This window comes from Lawsonibacter hominis (assembly GCF_014287895.1).
In the GTDB taxonomy this organism is placed as follows: Bacteria; Bacillota; Clostridia; order Oscillospirales; family Oscillospiraceae; genus Lawsonibacter_A; species Lawsonibacter_A hominis.
On the sequence record NZ_JACOPP010000010.1, the window covers coordinates 35,666 to 52,892 of the forward strand.

Below are 17,227 nucleotides of genomic sequence, written 5' to 3' on the forward strand. Positions count from 1 at the left end.
CCGGTTTTCCGCAACAAAAAGTCCCCTATGCCATAACGCGTGGCAGGGACGTCCTCAAGCAGGTCTTCTGACTTACGCTTAGGGAGAGCTGCCTCTCCTGCGTCCGTGCTCTGCCTTCCCGGTTTCCCAGTGGCTGATCTTCATCAACGAGCAGCGGCCTCAGCGCTTACAGCGGCGGTACCGTCCGGGATTCTCACCCGGTTGTCTATCATTCCTCTAGGAGGGACACTTGAGGGAAATTTTATTAAGGCCATTCTACTGATTCCGCTCCGGTTTGTCAACAGGATTTTAGCACGCGGCCCGGCCCTTGCGGGCCAAGCCCGCCTCTGCTATACTCAGGCTGTTCCCTGCGGGAAGCGGGACCTTACGGAAAAGAGGAGGCGTCTTATATGCGTCTGTTTGTGGCGGCGGCGCTGCCGGAGTCCTGGAAGGACGCTCTGGACAGGGCGGCCCGGGCCCTGGCGGACCAGGGCGTACGCGGGAATTTTACCCGGCGGGAAAATTATCATCTCACCCTGGTCTTTCTGGGAGAGACCGACCGTCTGGACGACGTGATTGCCGCCATGGATACGGTGGACGCGCCGCCCTTCCCGCTGCGCACCTGCGGCGTGGGAAGGTTCCGCCGTTCCAGCGGGGATATCCTATGGGTGGGCGTACAGGCCGCGCCCGGCCTCACTGAGGCCCAGTGGCAGCTCTCCCATGCGCTGGCGGGGGCTGGCTTCCCGCTGGAGGAGCGCGCCTACCGGCCCCATCTGACCCTTGCCCGGCGCGCGATCCTTCCCCGCTCCATGGACGAGGGCCGCTTGTCCGGCCTGCTGACGCCCCTGGAGCTGACCCTGGACCGGCTGACCCTGATGTGCTCGGAGCGCCGCTCCGGCCTGCTGCGGTATACGCCTATTTACGAAAAGCGGCTGTTTTAAGGCGTCACCGCACAATTCCCCACGCACGTCTTGGCGGCCAATTTGCCCCACAAATGCGTTGCAAAACCTTGTAATACGCAAAGTATTCCTGCGGTTTTGCGCCTTTTTGCGGCACAAATTTTCGCGCCGATCCGCACGCGCTGAATCATGCGGTAATGCCTTGACCCGAAAACGGCTTGCCCCGCAGCCGGACTCCCGCACGGCCGGGCCGGTCCGCGCCCGTTCAGCCAGACACGAACGCGCGGGGACGCACGGCGCACAGCGCGACGGAGCTCCCCGCCCTCAGGAGCAAAAGCGGTGGTTCCCGATGACTTTGATGAGGGGACGGCTCCAGATCCAGGCGCTGGTGGCCGTGCTGGGGTTAAAGTAGTAGATCGCTCCGCCGCTGGGGTCGGCGCCGTTGAGTGCCTCCCGGGCGGCGCGGACGGCGGAATCGGCCACCGGCTGGTCGATTTGCCCGTCCACCATGCAGGTAAAGGCTCCCGGCTGGTAGACCACCCCCGCGACGGTGTTGGGAAAGGAGGGGTGCTCCACCCGATTCAGAATCACCGCGCCCACCGCCACCTGCCCGCTGTAGGGCTCTCCCCGGGCCTCGGCGGAGATGACCCGGGCCAGCAGGTCCAGGCTTGCGGACTGGCTGCCGGAGGTTCCGGCGCTGGGCATGCCCAGCGCCTTCCGGGTGGCCGCACCTACGATGCCGTCCGCACTCAAGCCGTTGGAGCGCTGAAAGTATTTTACCGCCTCGGCGGTCTGGCTGCCGTAGATGCCGTCCACCGAGCCGTCGTAGTAGCCCCAATTTTTCAGTTTGGTCTGGATGGTGCGCACCTCGCTTCCGGTGGAGCCCACCCGGTATGTGGCCGCCTGGGCGCTCTGGGCCTGGGAGATGATGATACTGTTCACCGCGAACAAAAGGGCCAGCGCAAGAGCCAGCCGTTTCTTTTCCGCCATAGGTCCGCCTCCTTCCAATACGGTTTTAGTCTACGGAAAATTTCCGTCCCTTATGAGCGGAAATCCTTTCCACGCACGGAATAGCGGCGGCAAAAAAGGGCGATACTGGAAGGTATCAGGAAAGGATGTGGCGGCTGTGGTCAAAGGCGTGTCCCGACAGGTGATCGTGGTAAAATCCCCCGACCCGCGCCTGTTTGAACAGGCGATCTTTATCGTGAAGGAAGACGCCTTCGGGCAAGGCGTCTCGGCTGAGCAGGTGCTCCAGGAGGCCCGGCGGGTGGCCGACGGATATCTGCGCCGCAACGTGCGTCTGGGCCGCCCCCGGCCCCGCGTGCCCGCCCCCGCCTGGGTGGCCGCCGGCGCGTTGCTCGCCACCATCGGCTGGAGCGTGGGCCTGCTGCTGTAAAAAACACCGGCGCACGAAAAACACGTGCGCCGGTGTCGCTTTGCCGAAAAAGCCCCGCAGCGTTCGCGCCCGCAGGGGCGAGGGGTACCCGGGGGATGCGCGCTGGCGCATTCCTCAGTCGGCGATGATCACGCGGATGCGTCCGCCCTCGTTTTCCGGCTTGTCGTACCAGGCGGTCAGGTCGTAATCACCCGCCTGGACGCGGGCGAGGCTGGAGAGCTGATACTCGGCGCTCCCGGTCCTGACGTAATAGACCGCTGTCTCGGAGAGCGTATATTGCTTGCCGTCCGTGCCCAGCACGGCGCCGCCGTCCACAGTCTCCACGTCCACCGGCGTCAGGTTATACAGCCGCTCCACACTCTGGGGCCCCTTCATCTTGGCCTGGCAGGGCCCCACCTTCAGGTTGAACACGGTGGTCTCGGAGGAGAACGCCTGGGGCATGCCGCCCACGTCATAGACGTAGTTGGACGCCGTATTCAGGCCCATGGACACCTCTGTGACCGAGGTGATGACCCCATACTGGTGCAGGTCCCCGGTGGCGTCCTTCAGGATCAAATGACTGATCTCTCCCTGGGCGTTGAGGACATAGAAGCGCACGGTGCTGCCGGTGAGGCTGCTTCCCGCCAGACGGTCGGGATAGACCCGGATGGGCGTGCAGTTCTCATAGGTATCAAGGATCTCCACGTCGTCGGCAAATTCATAGGAACCCAGGCGCTTGCCGTCGTTGGACACCTTCCCGGTCAGCTTGACGGCCGTAAGGCGTTTGAGCGCAAAGCCGTCCTGGACGGCGTTTACCCGCACCAGATCCCCCACCTTCAGATCGTTTCGGTCAAAGGGATAGCGGTAGGCGGTCCCGTCGGTGGCGCAGACGGTGGCGGTCCGGGCGGTATAGGCGCCGCCCGCCCCGTCGTCATAGGCGGCGTCGGCGATGGCGGTGACCACGCCGTAGAGCAGCGTGCCCTCCGGCGCCCCGCCGGACACGGCGGCGACCCCGCCGTCACGGCCCAGCAGCAGGGTGATGGTATCCCCCACCCGGTACTCCCCCAGGTCAGACAGGGCAAAGGCGGCGGAAGCGGTCTCGATGGCGTAGCTCTTCCCCGCCACCGTCACCGCCGTGGGGGCCGACGCGGAGGGCGAGGCCGCCTGATAGGTGCCGGTGACCTGATTGGTATAGGCCCAGACGGTGCGCATGGATTTGGACCAGTACACCACGTCCTGATCCCGGATGGCGGACAGGGCGGACAGGCTCCCGGAGCGGTAGACCCTGGCGCCGCTCACGTCGAAGGGCACCTGGCTCTGCCAGCCGCTCCCGGCCACCACGGGGCCCTCCATGGCGGAGTTGACAAGGGCCACCCGGTCCAGCGTACCGGTCTGGCTCACCAGGTTCCGGGCGGGCTCCAGCACGTTCAGGTGGTACACGCCGCTGGTGTTCTTGGTGATCAAAAGGTTATAGAACAGGTACAGGGCATCCCGGCGCGTCATGGCGTCGTTTGCGGCGCAGCTTACCCCCTCGTTCAGCTTCAGGGCCTTGTACTGGGCCATCTGGCCGGAAGGCCATACGCCGGTGAAGGCGCTGTCCGGATAGCCCAGCAGGCGCAGCACGATGGTCACGCCCTCGGCCAGGGTAATGGTCTGGGTGGGGTTGAAGTAGCCCCTCAGGTCTCCCTGCACCAGTCCCAGGTCCACCGCCGCCTTGATCCAGGGGGCGGCCCAGTAGGTTTGGGGCACGTCCGGATACGGTTTGACCGGGACCGTATCGCCCACTGCGTCGCGGCTGGTGGAGGCGGCCACCGCCATTTTGGTAAATTCCGCCCGTGTGACGGCGCGCCCCAGCTCCAGGTTCCCGTCGGAATCGCCCACCATGATATCCAGGGCGGCCAGGACCTGAGCGGCTTCATCCTCCGCCGGCGCCGCCGCCAGGGCGGCGGGGGCCAGCCCCAGGACCAACACTGCGGCCAAAAGGCCGGATAGCAGTCGTTTCTTCATCTTCGTTTTCTCCTTCTCGTGGAAAGTCGGAACGCAGGCCGGCGCGGGTGCCGGCCCCCATCCTGTTTATCATATACCCCCCGGCCCCCGGTGGCAAGAGGCACGCGCCTGCCGGGACGGCGCATCCCGCGCGGCAGGGCGCTCCTGCACCCGCAGGGGGCCGGATCTACCGGCTCAGTCATACCGCAGCGCGTCGATGGGGTTGAGTTTTGCGGCCTTGTTGGCGGGCAGGTAACCGAAGAGGATGCCCACGCCCACCGATACGCAGAAGGCCACCAGGATGCCGCCGAGCGTCGGTATGGCCACAAATCCGTCGGTCCCGGTGCCCAGCACCGCGCCCACCACCGCCGTCATCACATTCGCCAGAAGGATGCCCAGCGCGATACCGATGACGCCGCCGATCGCGGAGGTGGTGCCCGCCTCGATGATAAACTGGCTGCGGATATCCCTGCGTTTGCCGCCCAGGGATTTGCGGATGCCGATCTCACGGGTGCGCTCGGTGACGGACACCAGCATGATGTTCATGATGCCGATGCCGCCCACCAGCAGGGAGATGGCGGCGATGATGATGAGGATGACCATGAGGGTGTCCAGCATGGAGTTCATGGCGTCCATCATCTCCGCCGAGCTCATGACAAAGTAGTAGTCGCTGCTCTGGTAGGTCTGGTAAAGCCGCTTTTCGATCACGCCCTTGGCGGCCGGGGCGGCGTCCTTATCCGCGGAGGTGAACAGGTACAGGTTCGCGTCGGACAGTCCGCTGAGGTGCAGGGCGTTTCCGTAGGGGATAAAGATCACATCGTCGCCGCTGCCCTCGGTGGAGTCGGCCTTCTCCTCCAGCACGCCCACCACCGTGTAGGGCACGCCGCCGATGGTCATACTCTTTCCTAGGGACGTGCCGTTGAACATCTCCTGATCCAGATAGGAGCCCACGACGCATACGTTCTGGTAGCGGCTGACGTCGATGTACCGCAAAAAACGGCCCCGCTCCAGCTTTTCGCCCCCCATGCTCTTGCCGGAGGCATAGTCGTAATACGCCTCGCTGACGCCGTAGATGGTGGTGCGCGCATAGTTGTCGCGGCCCTGGCGCACGGCGGCGCGGGTGCTCACGTAGGGGCTTACATCGCTGAGATACTGCGGGTAGCGGTCCACCAGGGCATACATATCGTCGGGCTCCACCGAGCGTGAGCCGCCCCGTCCGTAGACCTGCACCTGGATCAGATTGACCCCCATCTTCTCAAACTGGTCGTTCATGTACTGCTCCATCCCGTTGCCCAGGGAGACGATGACGATGACGGCGGCCACGCCGATGATGATACCCAGCATGGTCAGCAGGGCCCGCATCTTGCTGGTCAGCAGGGATTTGACCGCCAGACGGAAGGATTGCGCAAAGCTCATACGCCCAGCACCTCCCGCGCTCCGGCGTCTGCCGGGGCATCGTCCTCGCCGGGCTGGACCACGGCCTGCGGATCGTGGGCATCCCCATCGTAGATGATCCTGCCGTCCTGAAGGCGGACGATGCGCTTTGCTCTCACGGCAATGGAATTGTCGTGGGTGATGAGGACCACTGTGTCCCCCTCCGCGTTGAGCTTCTGGAGGAAATTGAGCACGTCCCGCCCGGTGCGGGAGTCCAGCGCGCCGGTGGGCTCGTCGGCCAGGATCACCGACGGATTGCCCGCCAGGGCCCGGGCGATGGAGACCCGCTGCTGCTGGCCGCCGGAGAGCTGGGCGGGCAGGTTTTTGCATTTATCCCCCAGGCCCACCCGCTCCAGGGCGGACCTGGCCCGCTCCTTCCGTTCCGAGGCGGGCAATCCCGCGTAGAGCAGGGGCAGCTCCACATTTTCCAGCACGTTGAGCTTGGGGATCAGGTTATACTGCTGGAAGATAAAGCCCAGCATCCGGTTGCGGATCTCGGCCTGCTGGTCGTCATCCATGGTGGACACGTCCACGCCCCCCAGGTGATAGGTGCCGCTGGTGGGTACGTCCAGACAGCCGATGATGTTCATGGCGGTGGATTTTCCGGAGCCCGACTGGCCCACGATGGCCACGAACTCCCCCCGGTCCACCGTCAGGGTCACGCCGTCCAGCGCGTGGACGGCGGTGTCGCCCATCTGGTAGATCTTATAGACATCCCTGAGTTCGATCAGATGCTGCATGGTCACATCCCCATCCCCATCATGGCGGCCATGGCGTTGGAAGCCTGGTTCTCGCTGAGCACCACGTCCCCCTCCTCCAGACCGGAGAGGACCTCGATATACTCCTCGTCGTTGCGGCCCAGGGTCACCTGGCGCTCCTCGATGGCGGTCGGATCGACTACGCTGCCGTTCTCGTCCAGACAGCCCGGACCGGCCACCAGCACCGTGTCGCCCCGGCCCACCATATCCACCGGGATGCACAAAACCTGCCCGGCCTGCTCCACCACGATCTTGGCGGAGACGTTCATGCCCGGATAGAGTTCGGCCGGCGAGCCGTCCACCTTGACGGTGACGGGATAGGTGGTGTAGCCGCCTACCGTGGTGCCGTTGATATTGACCTTATCCACCACCCCGGTGAAGCTCTTCCCGTCCAGTGCGTCCGCCGTGATCTCCACCCGCTGGCCCGTCCGGATCTTGTTGATGTCCAGCTCGTCTACGCTCACGTCGAAGGTCAGCTCGGACAGGTCGTAGATGACCGCCATATAGGTGTAGCCCGCGGTGGCGGCGGTGCTGCCGCCCACGTTGTCGCCCGCGTCCACGTTCTTTTCGATGACCGTGCCGGTGATGGTGGAGGTGATCGAGTAGTCCTCCAGCTTATCCCGGGCATTCTGGAGGGAGAGCCGGGCATTCTCCACCTGGATCCGGGCGCTTTCGATCTGGGTATCCATATCGGTCTGGGAGAGTACCGCCACGACCTGCCCGTCGGTCACCCGGTCCCCCTCACGGATGGAGAGGGCGTCCACGTCGCCGCTGGCCTTGGCCACGATCTGCTTGGAAGCTGCGTATGTAAAGGCGCCCCCCGATGCACAGGCCGCGCCGCTGATGGCGGCGGTGCCGCGGCTGGCGTCGCTGAGCGCGCCCGGATTCTGAACCAGCAGCGTCACCTGCCGCACCAGGGCGCCGCCGGGGCCCACCTCGTCGGTGGCGGCGATGGAATCCACGGTGCCCGTCAGCGTCTGGGCGGTGCCGTCCACCGTGACAACGGCGCTTTGCCCCTCATAAAACCCCGCCGCGTCGGCGGACTGGAAGGGGACGGTCAGCTTCATCCGCTCCCGGTCCAGCAGGTCTGCGATGGGAGCCCCCGCCATGACGGCGTCTCCCTGTTCCACATACAGCTTGGTGATCACGCCGTCGGCTTCGGCGCTTACCGCGCAATCCTCCCGGTTGTCCGCCTGCCGCTTGAGCAGATCGTCCAGGTTGAGTTGGGCCGAGCGCAGGTTGAGCTCCAGCTGCTGGATATTGTTCTCCACATCCTTTGCGTCGATGCGGAAGAGGAGATCGCCCTTGTTGACCGTCTGCCCCTCCTCAAAGGGGGCCTCCAGCACCTCGCCGCTGATCAGCGTGGTCACCTTGTAGGACTGATTGGGCTGGATGGTGCCGGTTCCGGAGACGGCCACCGTCATCTCGCGTACCTGGGCGGTGTCGGACAGATAGGCCCCCGCCACCGCCTGGGTGCCCGCGCTCATCAGCCGCAGCAGCAAAACGGCGAGGATCGCCGCGACGACCAGTACCGCCACCAGGCGCCTGACCCATCTGCGTTTCTTTTTCGGCGGCTTGAACTGGGCCGGTGCGTTCTGCTGCGTCTGCGTTTTGACTTGGGTTGCTTCCATATTCGCTTACTCCTTACTTCAAATAGCTTCTGCCGCGCTTCCGGCAGGCGGGGCGGCCTGCTTTTCCGCGCCCCTGCGGAGTATGTCCATCCGGCGGACCAGTCCGGCCCGGGCCGCCTCCGGCCCGCCGGGTCCGGCCGAGCGCATCAGGGCGCCTCCGGTGAGGAAAAAGAGCTGGTGGAGGATGGCTTCCAGGTCGCCCGCCTCCCGCAGGTCCAGCCGCGCGAGGTCCATCCGCTCCCGCAGGCCCTCCGGCAGGCCCCCCCGGCATTCGCCCGGGAACAGGCCGGGGCGCATATCGCCGTTGCGCCGGAGGATGTTCAGCAGATCCCGGTATTCCGCCCGGCGGTCCTGTACGTAATCGAACAGGTCCAGAAACGCGGCGAATACCGCTCCGTTCCGTTCTTCCAGCAGGCGTTCCATCTGGCGGATGAGCTGCGTGCCGAAGTCTTCCATCAGATAGCGGAACAGTTCCTCTTTGTCTGCGAAATACATGTAAAAGCTGCCCCGGGGAATCCCCGCCCCATGGATGATCCGGTTGACCGAGGCCTGGGCAAAGGGGGCCCGGACAAATTCGTCCCGCGCCGCCGCCAGGAGTTTTTCCCGCTTGGCCGGCGGCAGATTGAAAAATGTGGCGCTGGGCACCGTGCGTCCCTCCCCGCTGTACCGTGATATGACAATCTGTCATGTATCTTAGCCCGCCCTTCCCGCTCTGTCAATGCCGCGGCTGCAAAATTCGCAATTCGTTCACAATCGGTGCGCCGGAGCGTCCGGTTTGTCTCAGGATAACAGAAAACCTTCTGCGCTTCCTGAAGAATCCATTAAAGTTTCTTAAAAACGTACCGGATTTTACTCCCTCCCCCCACTGGAAGGTCAAGTGTTTTTTCAAAATTTTTGGTTTTCATGTATAACCGCCCGCAGGCATGTCCAAAATAGGCTTGGAGGTGCTGAAACGCATGAAAAAACCATTTATGGAACGCTTCGGCGACTTTATGGCGGGGAAGGGCTTCTACATAGTCCTGTTCCTGTGCGTCGCCGCAATTGGAATCTCGGGCTATTATCTCTTTTCTTCCCTCTCCCCCGACAAGGATCCCGGCACAGCCGTGGCCGGACCGGCTCAGGTCACTGTGACCCCCACTCCGGCATCCGCGTCCCCGGCGGTGCGCGTCACGCCCACGCCGTCGCCCCAGGCTCAGACGGCCGTCCGGACGACGCCCGCCCCCAGCCCCACGCCCGCGGCCACGCCCGCAGCGACCCCCCAGCCCGCCGCCCCCACGGTCTTTGCCTGGCCGGTGAAGGGCACGCTGATCTCCGAGTACAGTGTGGAGGCGTTGGCTTATGACGCCACCATGGGCGACTGGCGCACCCACAGCGGCATCGACATTTCCGCAGAGCTGGGCGCTCAGGTGGTATCCGCCGCCGCAGGCACCGTCATCGACGTGGTGCAGGACGACTTTATGGGCACCACCGTCTATCTGGATCACGGCAGCGGGCTGACCAGCTGCTACGCCAATCTGGCCGCCGTGCCCACCGTTGAGATCGGCGACACCGTGCGGGCCGGAGACGTGCTGGGCTCCGTGGGGAAAACCGCCATCGCCGAAAGCGCCCTGCCCGCTCATCTGCACTTTGAGATGGCGCAGGACGGCTCTCCCATCGACCCGGCAGACTACCTGCCCTGAGAACAGGCACATTCCACAGCAAACGGCGAGGCCCGCTCCCTAAGGGAGCGGGCCTCAGTTTGTCGGAAAAATGCCTTGGCCTTTTCCCGACAGAGGGATGCAGGACGGACCGGGTTTCATTTTTTGCGAAAAAGCCGCCCCGTCCGTCCTGAGAAGGATCCTTTCCGGCGCGCATTCCGCCGGAAAGGATCCTGATTTTAGGCATCACCGCACAATTCCCCACGCACGTCTTGGCGGCCAATTTGCCCCACAAATGCGTTGCAAAACCTTGCAATACACAAAGTATTTCTGCGGTTTTGCGCCTTTTTGCGGCACAAATTTTCGCGCCGATCCGCACGCGTTGAAGCATGCGGTAATGCCTTTACTTCATCGCCTGCGGACGACGGAACTCTGTGAGGCCCTCCCACGGGAGGGGTTTCGCGCCCCGGATCAGCGTCTTGGAACTCCTCCTCACCGCTTTTCCAGACGCAGCACCAGCGCGGTGCGGTCGTCGGTAGCGCCGCCATGGCCTGCGCTCTCGTCGATGAGCGCTTGTGTCAGGTCCTTGGGGCTTTCCCCCTCAAAGGCGGCAAAGCGCTGACGCACCCACAGGTCGGAGTCGCTGCCCGCTACCCCGTCGGTGACCAGCAGCACCCAGTCCCCCGCCTCCAAACGCACCTTCGCCACGTCGGGGGCGGCCCCGTCGCCCCCGGCCAGGCCAGCGGGCAGGGCGCTGCCGGTGATGCGGCTGACGGTTTTCCCCTTGCGCACATAGGTAGGGGCCGCGCCGTACTTATACACCGCCGCCTCCCCGGTAAACAGGTCCAGGCGCAGCAGGTCCACCGTGGTGAAGCCCCCGGTCTCCTCGCCCCGCAGGGCCAGGGCGGAGTTGAGGGTCTTGAGGGCGGCCTCGGGGCGCACGCCCGCCCGGAGGAACTGCTCCAGCAGGCGCACGGCAAGTCCGCTCTCCTGCCCCGCTTCCGGCCCGCTGCCCATACCGTCGCACAAAAGCACGTAGAGGGAGCCGTCGTCATGCTTGAACCAGGCCCCCGTATCGCCGGAGACCGTCTGGCCGTCCTTTTTCCGGGCGGCCACGCCGGCCACCGCCATCAGGGGCTCCTGCTCCACCAGCACCAGCCGGTCCCGCCGCCCATCCTCTTCCGCCGGACGCAGGGGGACGTTCAGCACCGCCGAGAGCTTGTCCACGCTCTCCGGTTTCCGCAGGGGGGCCAGCCCCTGGCCCTCCAGCTCCAGGCGCAGGTGGCCCGCCTCGTCATAATAGGCCGCCGTCAGGCATTCGGTCCCCTGGGCGGCCAGGTACTGCCGCAGCCGGCGTTCCCGCACCGGGTCGGGCACCAGTTCCGCGCCCAGCTCCGCCGCCGCCGTCCCCAGAACGTCGGCCAGATCGCCGTACTGGCGGCAGACCGCCGAGCGGTTTTCCCGCAGACGGCTGCGGTACTGCCTGCGGTAGAGCAGGGCGGAGACCTCCTCGTTGGCCGCCGCGAGGAATTCCGGGAACTTCAGGCAGCGGTTGGCGAAATAGGCGGGGAAGTCCTCCCCTTCCCCGCGTCCCCGTTCCAGCATGGCGGGCAGGGCGTCGTTGAGGGCATTGAACGTGCTCACATAATCCCGCTGCCAGCAGGAGGACTGAAGGGGACAGCGCTTGCACACCCGGCTGGCCGCCCGGTCAAAGACGGTAGCCGCATCGTTGTCGTTGGGCGGGGTCTGCCCGAAGGCGGTGCGCAGCGCTTCGTGGAGGCTGCGGAAGGCCCCGGCGGTAGCTTCCAGCCGGGCCTTTACGTAGTTGTGGGCCCGCTCCCGGGTGTCCTGCCGCGCGTTTTGTCCGGCCACCAGGGCACCCACCTGCCGCAGCAGCGCATCGGGCAGGATCAGGAAGAGCACCGAGGCGATGAACACCTCATAAAGCACGGGAATATTGGGCCCCTCGTTCCAGGTCCACAGCACCGCCAGGGCGTTGGAGAGCACATAGGCCAGCGCGGCGGCCAGCCTGCCCTGCCGGTGGAACACCCCCGCCATCACGCCGGAGAGGGCGTATGCCATGGAATAAAACGGCATTCCCCCGGCGGACAGGTCCATACCGATGCCCGCGGCCACGCCCACGGTGGCGCCCGGTCCGATCCCTCCCTTGTAGGCGGTGACCATCACCGCCAGAGCCGCGGCGGAGCGGCCCACCGAGATGTCGCCGAAGAGGGTGATCTTGGACAGGGTGATGAGCAGGGTACCCCCCAGGATGAGCAGGCTCACACTCTGGCGCAGGGTGAGTCCCTCCTCCTCCCGCTTGCCGGTCCAGGGGGAGAAGGCGATGCGGTAAAAATAGGCCGAAGCGCCGCATAAGAGCACTTCCGTGCCGAAAAAGATCAGGTTGCCCGCCGTCCACCCCCGGTCGGACAGGTAGACGAAGCCGGTGACCGCGTCCATCAGGGCGGCCGCCGCGGGCATGAACCAGGCCCGCCGGTAAGGGCGGATATCGTAGAAGGCGAAGGATACGGAAAAAATCAGGATGGCCGCGGCCGCATACCGCAGTCCCTCCACAAAGCCCTGGAAGGATAAGTACCCCAGGCAGGCGCCCAGCAGGGCGCAGAAGCCGTCCAGCCCGGAGCCGGAGCAGGCCACCATTCCCAGCCCAAAGGGCGCGTAGCCCCCGAAGATCTCCGCCCCGGCGAGCACCGCCCCCAGCAACAGGCGCATGACGCATTCGGCAAAGCGCACCAGCGCGGGCGCGCGCAGCACCAGCCGCCCCGTCTGCCGCATTTCCTCCCGGGCCCTGGCCGCCCGCGTCTTCAGCTTCCCTTTCGCCGCCATGTCTCCACGTCTCCTTTGTCCAGGGCTTGTCCGCCCACGGTATCGGAGACAGTATAATCCTATTTTTGGGAAAAAATGGTCGCAACCTGACAGGCCTCCCCCCTCCTTTTCCCTCTCTTTTTCCTCATCGGGGCAGTTCCGGCACCCTTTGTCAGACAAAATAAGGGCAGCCTCAAAAGCGAGGCTGCCCGATCCATTTTAACCTTGCAACGTTCCGTCAGGCAAAAAAGTCTCTCAGGTCCAGCGCATCCTTAAAGCAAAACTTAGACTCCATTATCTTGCTGCACATCCCTATCCAGGATCCATTGAGCGCAGCGCAGATAACGGTTCCAAACTTCACACCTTCAAAATGTCCGAACCCGAAAAAGAAAAAGGATAAAAGTACCGCCAGGAAACAGCTGCAGCAATCATAAACCGTCTTTGTTTTGTGAATGTCCGTTGCGTATTTCACGGAAATTTCTTTTACAAATAGTTCGTAAGCCTCCGGCGGAAGGTATGTATGAAAGAACAGCGAAACGCCGACAGCGCATAAAAACATTCCAAACACATAAAACACGATTCGTCCAACAAACGCACCGGATGGGATCATTCCAATGATCCGAATGGCTAAATCAAGGGTAAATCCATAAAAAACCGCCGTTCCAAAGGAGAGGACATACTTTATTTTCCGTCTGCGCGTGATCATGGCTATCCCAATCAGCAAGACTGCCTGCAGACAATATTCCGCCATCCCGAAGGTAAACGCCGGAAAGGCTTGCGAAATTCGCAGATGCACCAAATAGGCGGGCGCCACAACCATCGACATGCCAAAATCCGCCCGTTCCATCATGGCCGTACCGAGCGCCAAAACAACCATTCCAAAGACATAAGCCAGTTCTGAATAAAACACCTTTTTACCGTTCACAGTTACCTCCTAATTTTGATACCGTTTGATACAGAAACGGAAAAAGATGTAATCCACAACGTTCAATTGATCGCTCTGCCGGAAGGCCGCCCGCAGCGGACAAAAGGCCCTTTTTCCCGCCGCTTGCAATCGCATTCTGCACATGCTATGCTGTAGCTGCAGTTTTTGGGAAAGGAATGGCATATTATGAAAAAACGCAGACAGTTCCGGCGTTGGCTTTCGCTTTTCTGCCTGCTGGCGCTGCTGGCCGCCCCGGCGGTTCCGGCCGCGGCGGCGGAGCAGCCCGACCGCTGGGCCCAGGCAGAGGTCGCCCAGGCCGTGGAGCTGGGCCTGGTGCCCGCCGATCTGCAAAACGGCTACGGCAAGGATATCACCCGGGCGGAATTCTGCCGTCTGGCGGTGCTCTGCCTGGAGGAGGCCGCAAGGGTCAACGGCTTGGACCTCACGCCCAGCCGGGACGTCCGTTTTGACGATACCAGCGACCCCTCGGTGCTTACCGCCGCCGGGCTTGGCATCGTCAGCGGCAACGGCAAGGGCTCTTTTCTGCCGGACAACGGCATTACCCGGCAGGAGGCCGCCGTGATGCTCCACAACACCCTGAAGGCCATGGGCGCGCCCATCGGGCCCGCCGGGGCCTCCTTCTCCGATCAGGGCTCCATTGCCGCCTGGGCCTCCGGCCCGGTGTCGGCCATGGTGGGCTGGGGCGTGATGAACGGCACCGGCGGCGGTGCCTTCTCCCCGCTGGGCTCCTACACCCGGCAGCAGGCCTACGTGACCATGTACCGGCTGCTGAGCAGCGTCTATATGCGGATGGAGTCCTACGCCTACCGGCTCCAGCCCGGGGAGCGTCTGGAGACCGGGTGCTGCTATGCCACCGGCTCCCCCTCCGCCGCCTGGAGTTCCAGCGATCCCGCCGTGGTGGCCATCGAAAAGGACACGGGCAGCGGCGCCGTCACCCTCCGGGCGGTGGCCCCCGGCGCCGCCTCCGTTACCTGCCGCAGCGGCGACTTCCAGATGACCGCCGCCGTCACTGTGGCTCAGGCCACCGCCGCCGCCGGCTCTGATTTCACCGGCGCAAGCCGCCTGCACTACTCCAACGACGTTGCCTGGGACCTGTGCCGCGCGCTGGAACAGCAGATCGGCATCCAGATCTTCTATCTGCCCGAGTTCGACGATACCGTCCCCGGCGCGGTCGTGACCCACGCCACCTTCGGCAGCGTCACGTTGGGCGGGGCTTATTTCCAGCAGGTCTATCAGGAGCTTTTGAAGATGAAGGAGGCCTTCGACCTCTATCCTGACGGTTTTTTGAAAGAGGTCGTGGCCAAAAAAGGCAGCCGCAGAACCCAGATCGTCCTCTTCCCCTCCGACATGGTCCTCTTCGACGGTCAGGTCAGCGGGATGGGTGGCGGCTTCCACGGAGAGCACGTATACGACGGCTCCGGCGCGCGGTGCGACCGCATCTACTATACCGGAACCGGCGACCCCTACGTCTATAGCCACGAGATGGGGCATATGGTGGTCTCTTCCGCCATGATCGCCAACGGCTGGACCGCATCCTGCAACCAATGGGTGTCCTTCACCGCAAACTCCGGTTCGGAGGGCTTCGTCTCCGGCTACGCCATGGTCAGCCGCCCGGAGGATTTTGCGGAGACCTGGGCCTACCTGTGGCATAATCGGGACCAGGTGGAGGCGATGCTCTCCACTGGGCGCTCCGAGGCCCTGCGCGCCAAGATCGCTTATCTCACCGAGGTGCTGATCAAGCAATACAAGACCGCCACCCGCGAAACCCTTCCCTGGAGCGGCATGGCCGGATAGGCCAGCGCCAAAAGGGCGCGCCTGCGGAGCTTCCGCAGGCGCGCCCTTTTGGCGCTGGGGCTTACTCCTTGGAAAATTGGTCCTTGCCCACGCCGCACAGGGGGCACACCCAGTCCTCGGGCACCTTTTCCCAGGGGGTGCCGGGGGCGACGCCGTTGTCCGGATCGCCCTCCGCGGGATCATAAATATAGCCGCACATGTCGCAAACGTACTTATCCATGGTAAAAACGCTCCTTTTCCTGATTTTTCTGATTTAGTATCTCCTGCCCACAGCGGAAAGATACCTTGCCGAACTTTGGCCGTTGTGGTATGATACATACACTTTATAACACATCGAGGTATGTTGTGCAAATCGGCAATATTACTATAAATTCCCGTCTGGCCTTGGCGCCTATGGCCGGAGTGACGGACCTGGCGTTCCGCACCGTCTGCCGGGAGCTGGGCGCGGGCTACACCGTCACCGAAATGGTCAGCGCCAAAGCCCTTTGCTATCAGGACAAAAAATCCATTCCCCTGCTGGAGCTGGGCGCAGGGGAGCACCCGGCGGCGGTACAGCTTTTCGGCAGCGACCCCTGTTGTATGGAGCAGGCGGCGGGCATTGCGGCGGAGCGTTCCGGCGCGGAGATCATCGACGTCAACATGGGCTGCCCCGTGCCCAAGGTCGCCCAGAACGGCGACGGCTCGGGGCTGATGCGCACGCCCGACCTGGCGGTCCGGGTGGCCGAGGCGGTCATCCGCGGGGCGGGCGGGCGGCCCGTGACCGTCAAATTCCGTCTGGGCTGGGATAAGGGCTGCATCAACTGCGTGGAGTTTGCAGAGGCCATGGAGCAGGCGGGCGTATCCGCCGTGGCCGTCCATGGCCGCACCCGGACCCAGATGTACGCGGGGCGGGCCAACTGGGATTACATCCGGGCCGTAAAGGAGGCCGTCTCCATTCCGGTCCTGGCAAACGGGGATGTGTTTTCTGCGGAGGATGCGGTCCACATCCTCAAATATACCGGCGCCGACATGGCCATGATCGGCCGGGGCTGTTTTGGAAATCCCTGGCTGTTCCAGCAGGCCCGCGCCGCCCTGGAGGGGCAGGAGATCCCTCCCCTTCCGCCCCTGGCCCGGCGGTGCGACACGGCGGTGCGGCAATTCCGGCTGGCTGCGGAGCACAAGGGCGAACACATCGCCTGCCTGGAGGCCCGGAAACACTACGCCTGGTATCTCAGGGGCGTCCCCCACGCGGGCTATTATAAGGAACAGATCAGCCAGGTCAGCACCCTGGCGGACATTGAGCGCATCACGGCGGGCATACAGCGGGATCTCTGCTGACCGCCCCCCCCCCGGAAAGGCAGGTGAGAACGGCATGGAAACGGAGCTGGTGCTGGTCCAGCGGGCCCGGCAGGGCAGCGAGGAGGCGTTCGCGGCGCTGGTGGAGCGCAATCAGGGGCGCATCTACAGCCTGGCCCTGCGCATGACCGGCAATCCGGACGATGCGGCGGAGCTGTGCCAGGAGGCCTTTCTCAACGCCTGGAAGGGGCTGGGCCGGTTTCAGGGCGAGAGCGCCTTCTCCACCTGGCTGTACCGGCTGGCCTCCAACGTATGCATCGACTTTCTGCGGCGGGAAAAGCGCCGCGCCGCCCTGTCCATGACCGTCTCCCTGGACGATGAGGCGGCCGCCCGTCAGGCCGAGCTGCCCGACGAGCGTTACAGCCCCCACCGGCAGCTGGAGCAGATTGAGCGGAGCCAGGCGATCCGGGACGGGCTGGACGCCCTCTCCCCCGAACACCGGCAGGTGCTGGTGCTGCGGGAGCTGGAGGGACTCTCCTATGGAGAGATCGCCCGCACGCTCGGGCTGGAGGAGGGCACCGTCAAATCCCGGATCGCCCGGGCCCGGCTGGCGCTGCGCAACTATCTGCTCTCCACCGGGAACTTTTCGCCCGGCCTTTCGTCCAAAGGGTAACGGTACAAACAAGGCGC

15 protein-coding genes and 1 riboswitch are annotated in these 17,227 nt (G+C 64.1%); of the genes, 6 read left to right on the forward strand and 9 right to left on the reverse strand.

Going from position 1 to position 17,227, the window contains the following annotated elements; all coding sequences use genetic code 11:
* Window positions 1-40 precede the first annotated feature (40 nt).
* Window positions 41-248: riboswitch (cobalamin riboswitch) on the reverse strand.
* 141 nt (window positions 249-389) lie between these two features.
* Window positions 390-920, forward strand: coding sequence for an RNA 2',3'-cyclic phosphodiesterase (gene thpR / locus H8S57_RS08820; RefSeq protein ID WP_186907720.1), 531 nt, complete (start codon window positions 390-392; stop codon window positions 918-920).
* Between the two features lie 282 nt (window positions 921-1,202).
* Here thpR and sleB read toward each other — a convergent pair whose 3' ends face one another.
* Window positions 1,203-1,868, reverse strand: a complete 666-nt coding sequence (sleB, locus tag H8S57_RS08825) for a spore cortex-lytic enzyme (RefSeq protein WP_186907721.1) — start codon at window positions 1,866-1,868, stop codon at window positions 1,203-1,205.
* Between the two features lie 127 nt (window positions 1,869-1,995).
* On the opposite strand from sleB, the gene H8S57_RS08830 reads away from it, so the two are divergent.
* On the forward strand, window positions 1,996-2,274 hold the full coding sequence (locus H8S57_RS08830) for a translation initiation factor 2 (RefSeq protein ID WP_186907722.1): 279 nt from the start codon (window positions 1,996-1,998) through the stop codon (window positions 2,272-2,274).
* A gap of 114 nt (window positions 2,275-2,388) precedes the next feature.
* On the opposite strand, the gene H8S57_RS08835 is transcribed toward H8S57_RS08830, so the two are convergent.
* The 5 genes from H8S57_RS08835 to H8S57_RS08855 form a co-directional block, all read right to left on the reverse strand.
* Window positions 2,389-4,260, reverse strand: coding sequence for an S-layer homology domain-containing protein (locus tag H8S57_RS08835; protein WP_186907723.1), 1,872 nt, complete (start codon window positions 4,258-4,260; stop codon window positions 2,389-2,391).
* Window positions 4,261-4,434: 174 nt separating this feature from the next.
* Entirely contained in the window at window positions 4,435-5,655 is a 1,221-nt protein-coding gene (locus tag H8S57_RS08840) for an ABC transporter permease (protein WP_186907724.1), read from the reverse strand.
* Entirely contained in the window at window positions 5,652-6,413 is a 762-nt protein-coding gene (locus tag H8S57_RS08845; RefSeq protein WP_287878106.1) for an ABC transporter ATP-binding protein, read from the reverse strand. The genes H8S57_RS08840 and H8S57_RS08845 overlap by 4 nt, the downstream gene beginning before the upstream one ends.
* A 2-nt stretch (window positions 6,414-6,415) precedes the next feature.
* Window positions 6,416-8,062 carry an efflux RND transporter periplasmic adaptor subunit gene (locus tag H8S57_RS08850; protein WP_186907725.1) on the reverse strand — a complete coding sequence of 549 codons (1,647 nt, stop codon included), beginning with the start codon at window positions 8,060-8,062 and terminating at the stop codon, window positions 6,416-6,418.
* Window positions 8,063-8,080: 18 nt separating this feature from the next.
* On the reverse strand, window positions 8,081-8,707 hold the full coding sequence (locus H8S57_RS08855; protein WP_186907726.1) for a TetR/AcrR family transcriptional regulator: 627 nt from the start codon (window positions 8,705-8,707) through the stop codon (window positions 8,081-8,083).
* 311 nt (window positions 8,708-9,018) lie between these two features.
* On the opposite strand from H8S57_RS08855, the gene H8S57_RS08860 reads away from it, so the two are divergent.
* Complete coding sequence (locus tag H8S57_RS08860) at window positions 9,019-9,741, forward strand: M23 family metallopeptidase (RefSeq protein WP_186907727.1); 723 nt, start codon at window positions 9,019-9,021, stop codon at window positions 9,739-9,741.
* Between the two features lie 450 nt (window positions 9,742-10,191).
* Here H8S57_RS08860 and H8S57_RS08865 read toward each other — a convergent pair whose 3' ends face one another.
* The gene (locus H8S57_RS08865; RefSeq protein WP_186907728.1) at window positions 10,192-12,543 is read right to left on the reverse strand and encodes a SpoIIE family protein phosphatase; all 2,352 of its coding nucleotides are present in this window, start codon (window positions 12,541-12,543) and stop codon (window positions 10,192-10,194) included.
* 217 nt (window positions 12,544-12,760) lie between these two features.
* The gene (locus H8S57_RS08870; protein ID WP_287878088.1) at window positions 12,761-13,447 is read right to left on the reverse strand and encodes a DUF6198 family protein; all 687 of its coding nucleotides are present in this window, start codon (window positions 13,445-13,447) and stop codon (window positions 12,761-12,763) included.
* Between the two features lie 186 nt (window positions 13,448-13,633).
* On the opposite strand from H8S57_RS08870, the gene H8S57_RS08875 reads away from it, so the two are divergent.
* A complete protein-coding gene (locus H8S57_RS08875; RefSeq protein ID WP_186907729.1) occupies window positions 13,634-15,262 on the forward strand; it encodes an S-layer homology domain-containing protein in 1,629 nt (542 codons plus the stop codon).
* A gap of 61 nt (window positions 15,263-15,323) precedes the next feature.
* On the opposite strand, the gene rd is transcribed toward H8S57_RS08875, so the two are convergent.
* Window positions 15,324-15,482 carry a rubredoxin gene (gene rd / locus H8S57_RS08880; protein WP_186907730.1) on the reverse strand — a complete coding sequence of 53 codons (159 nt, stop codon included), beginning with the start codon at window positions 15,480-15,482 and terminating at the stop codon, window positions 15,324-15,326.
* 125 nt (window positions 15,483-15,607) lie between these two features.
* On the opposite strand from rd, the gene dusB reads away from it, so the two are divergent.
* Both dusB and H8S57_RS08890 read left to right on the forward strand, forming a co-directional pair.
* Window positions 15,608-16,579 (forward strand): tRNA dihydrouridine synthase DusB, encoded by a 972-nt coding sequence (dusB, locus tag H8S57_RS08885; RefSeq protein WP_256176552.1) that lies wholly within the window; start codon window positions 15,608-15,610, stop codon window positions 16,577-16,579.
* A gap of 34 nt (window positions 16,580-16,613) precedes the next feature.
* Window positions 16,614-17,210 carry an RNA polymerase sigma factor gene (locus H8S57_RS08890; protein WP_186907732.1) on the forward strand — a complete coding sequence of 199 codons (597 nt, stop codon included), beginning with the start codon at window positions 16,614-16,616 and terminating at the stop codon, window positions 17,208-17,210.
* Window positions 17,211-17,227 lie beyond the last annotated feature (17 nt).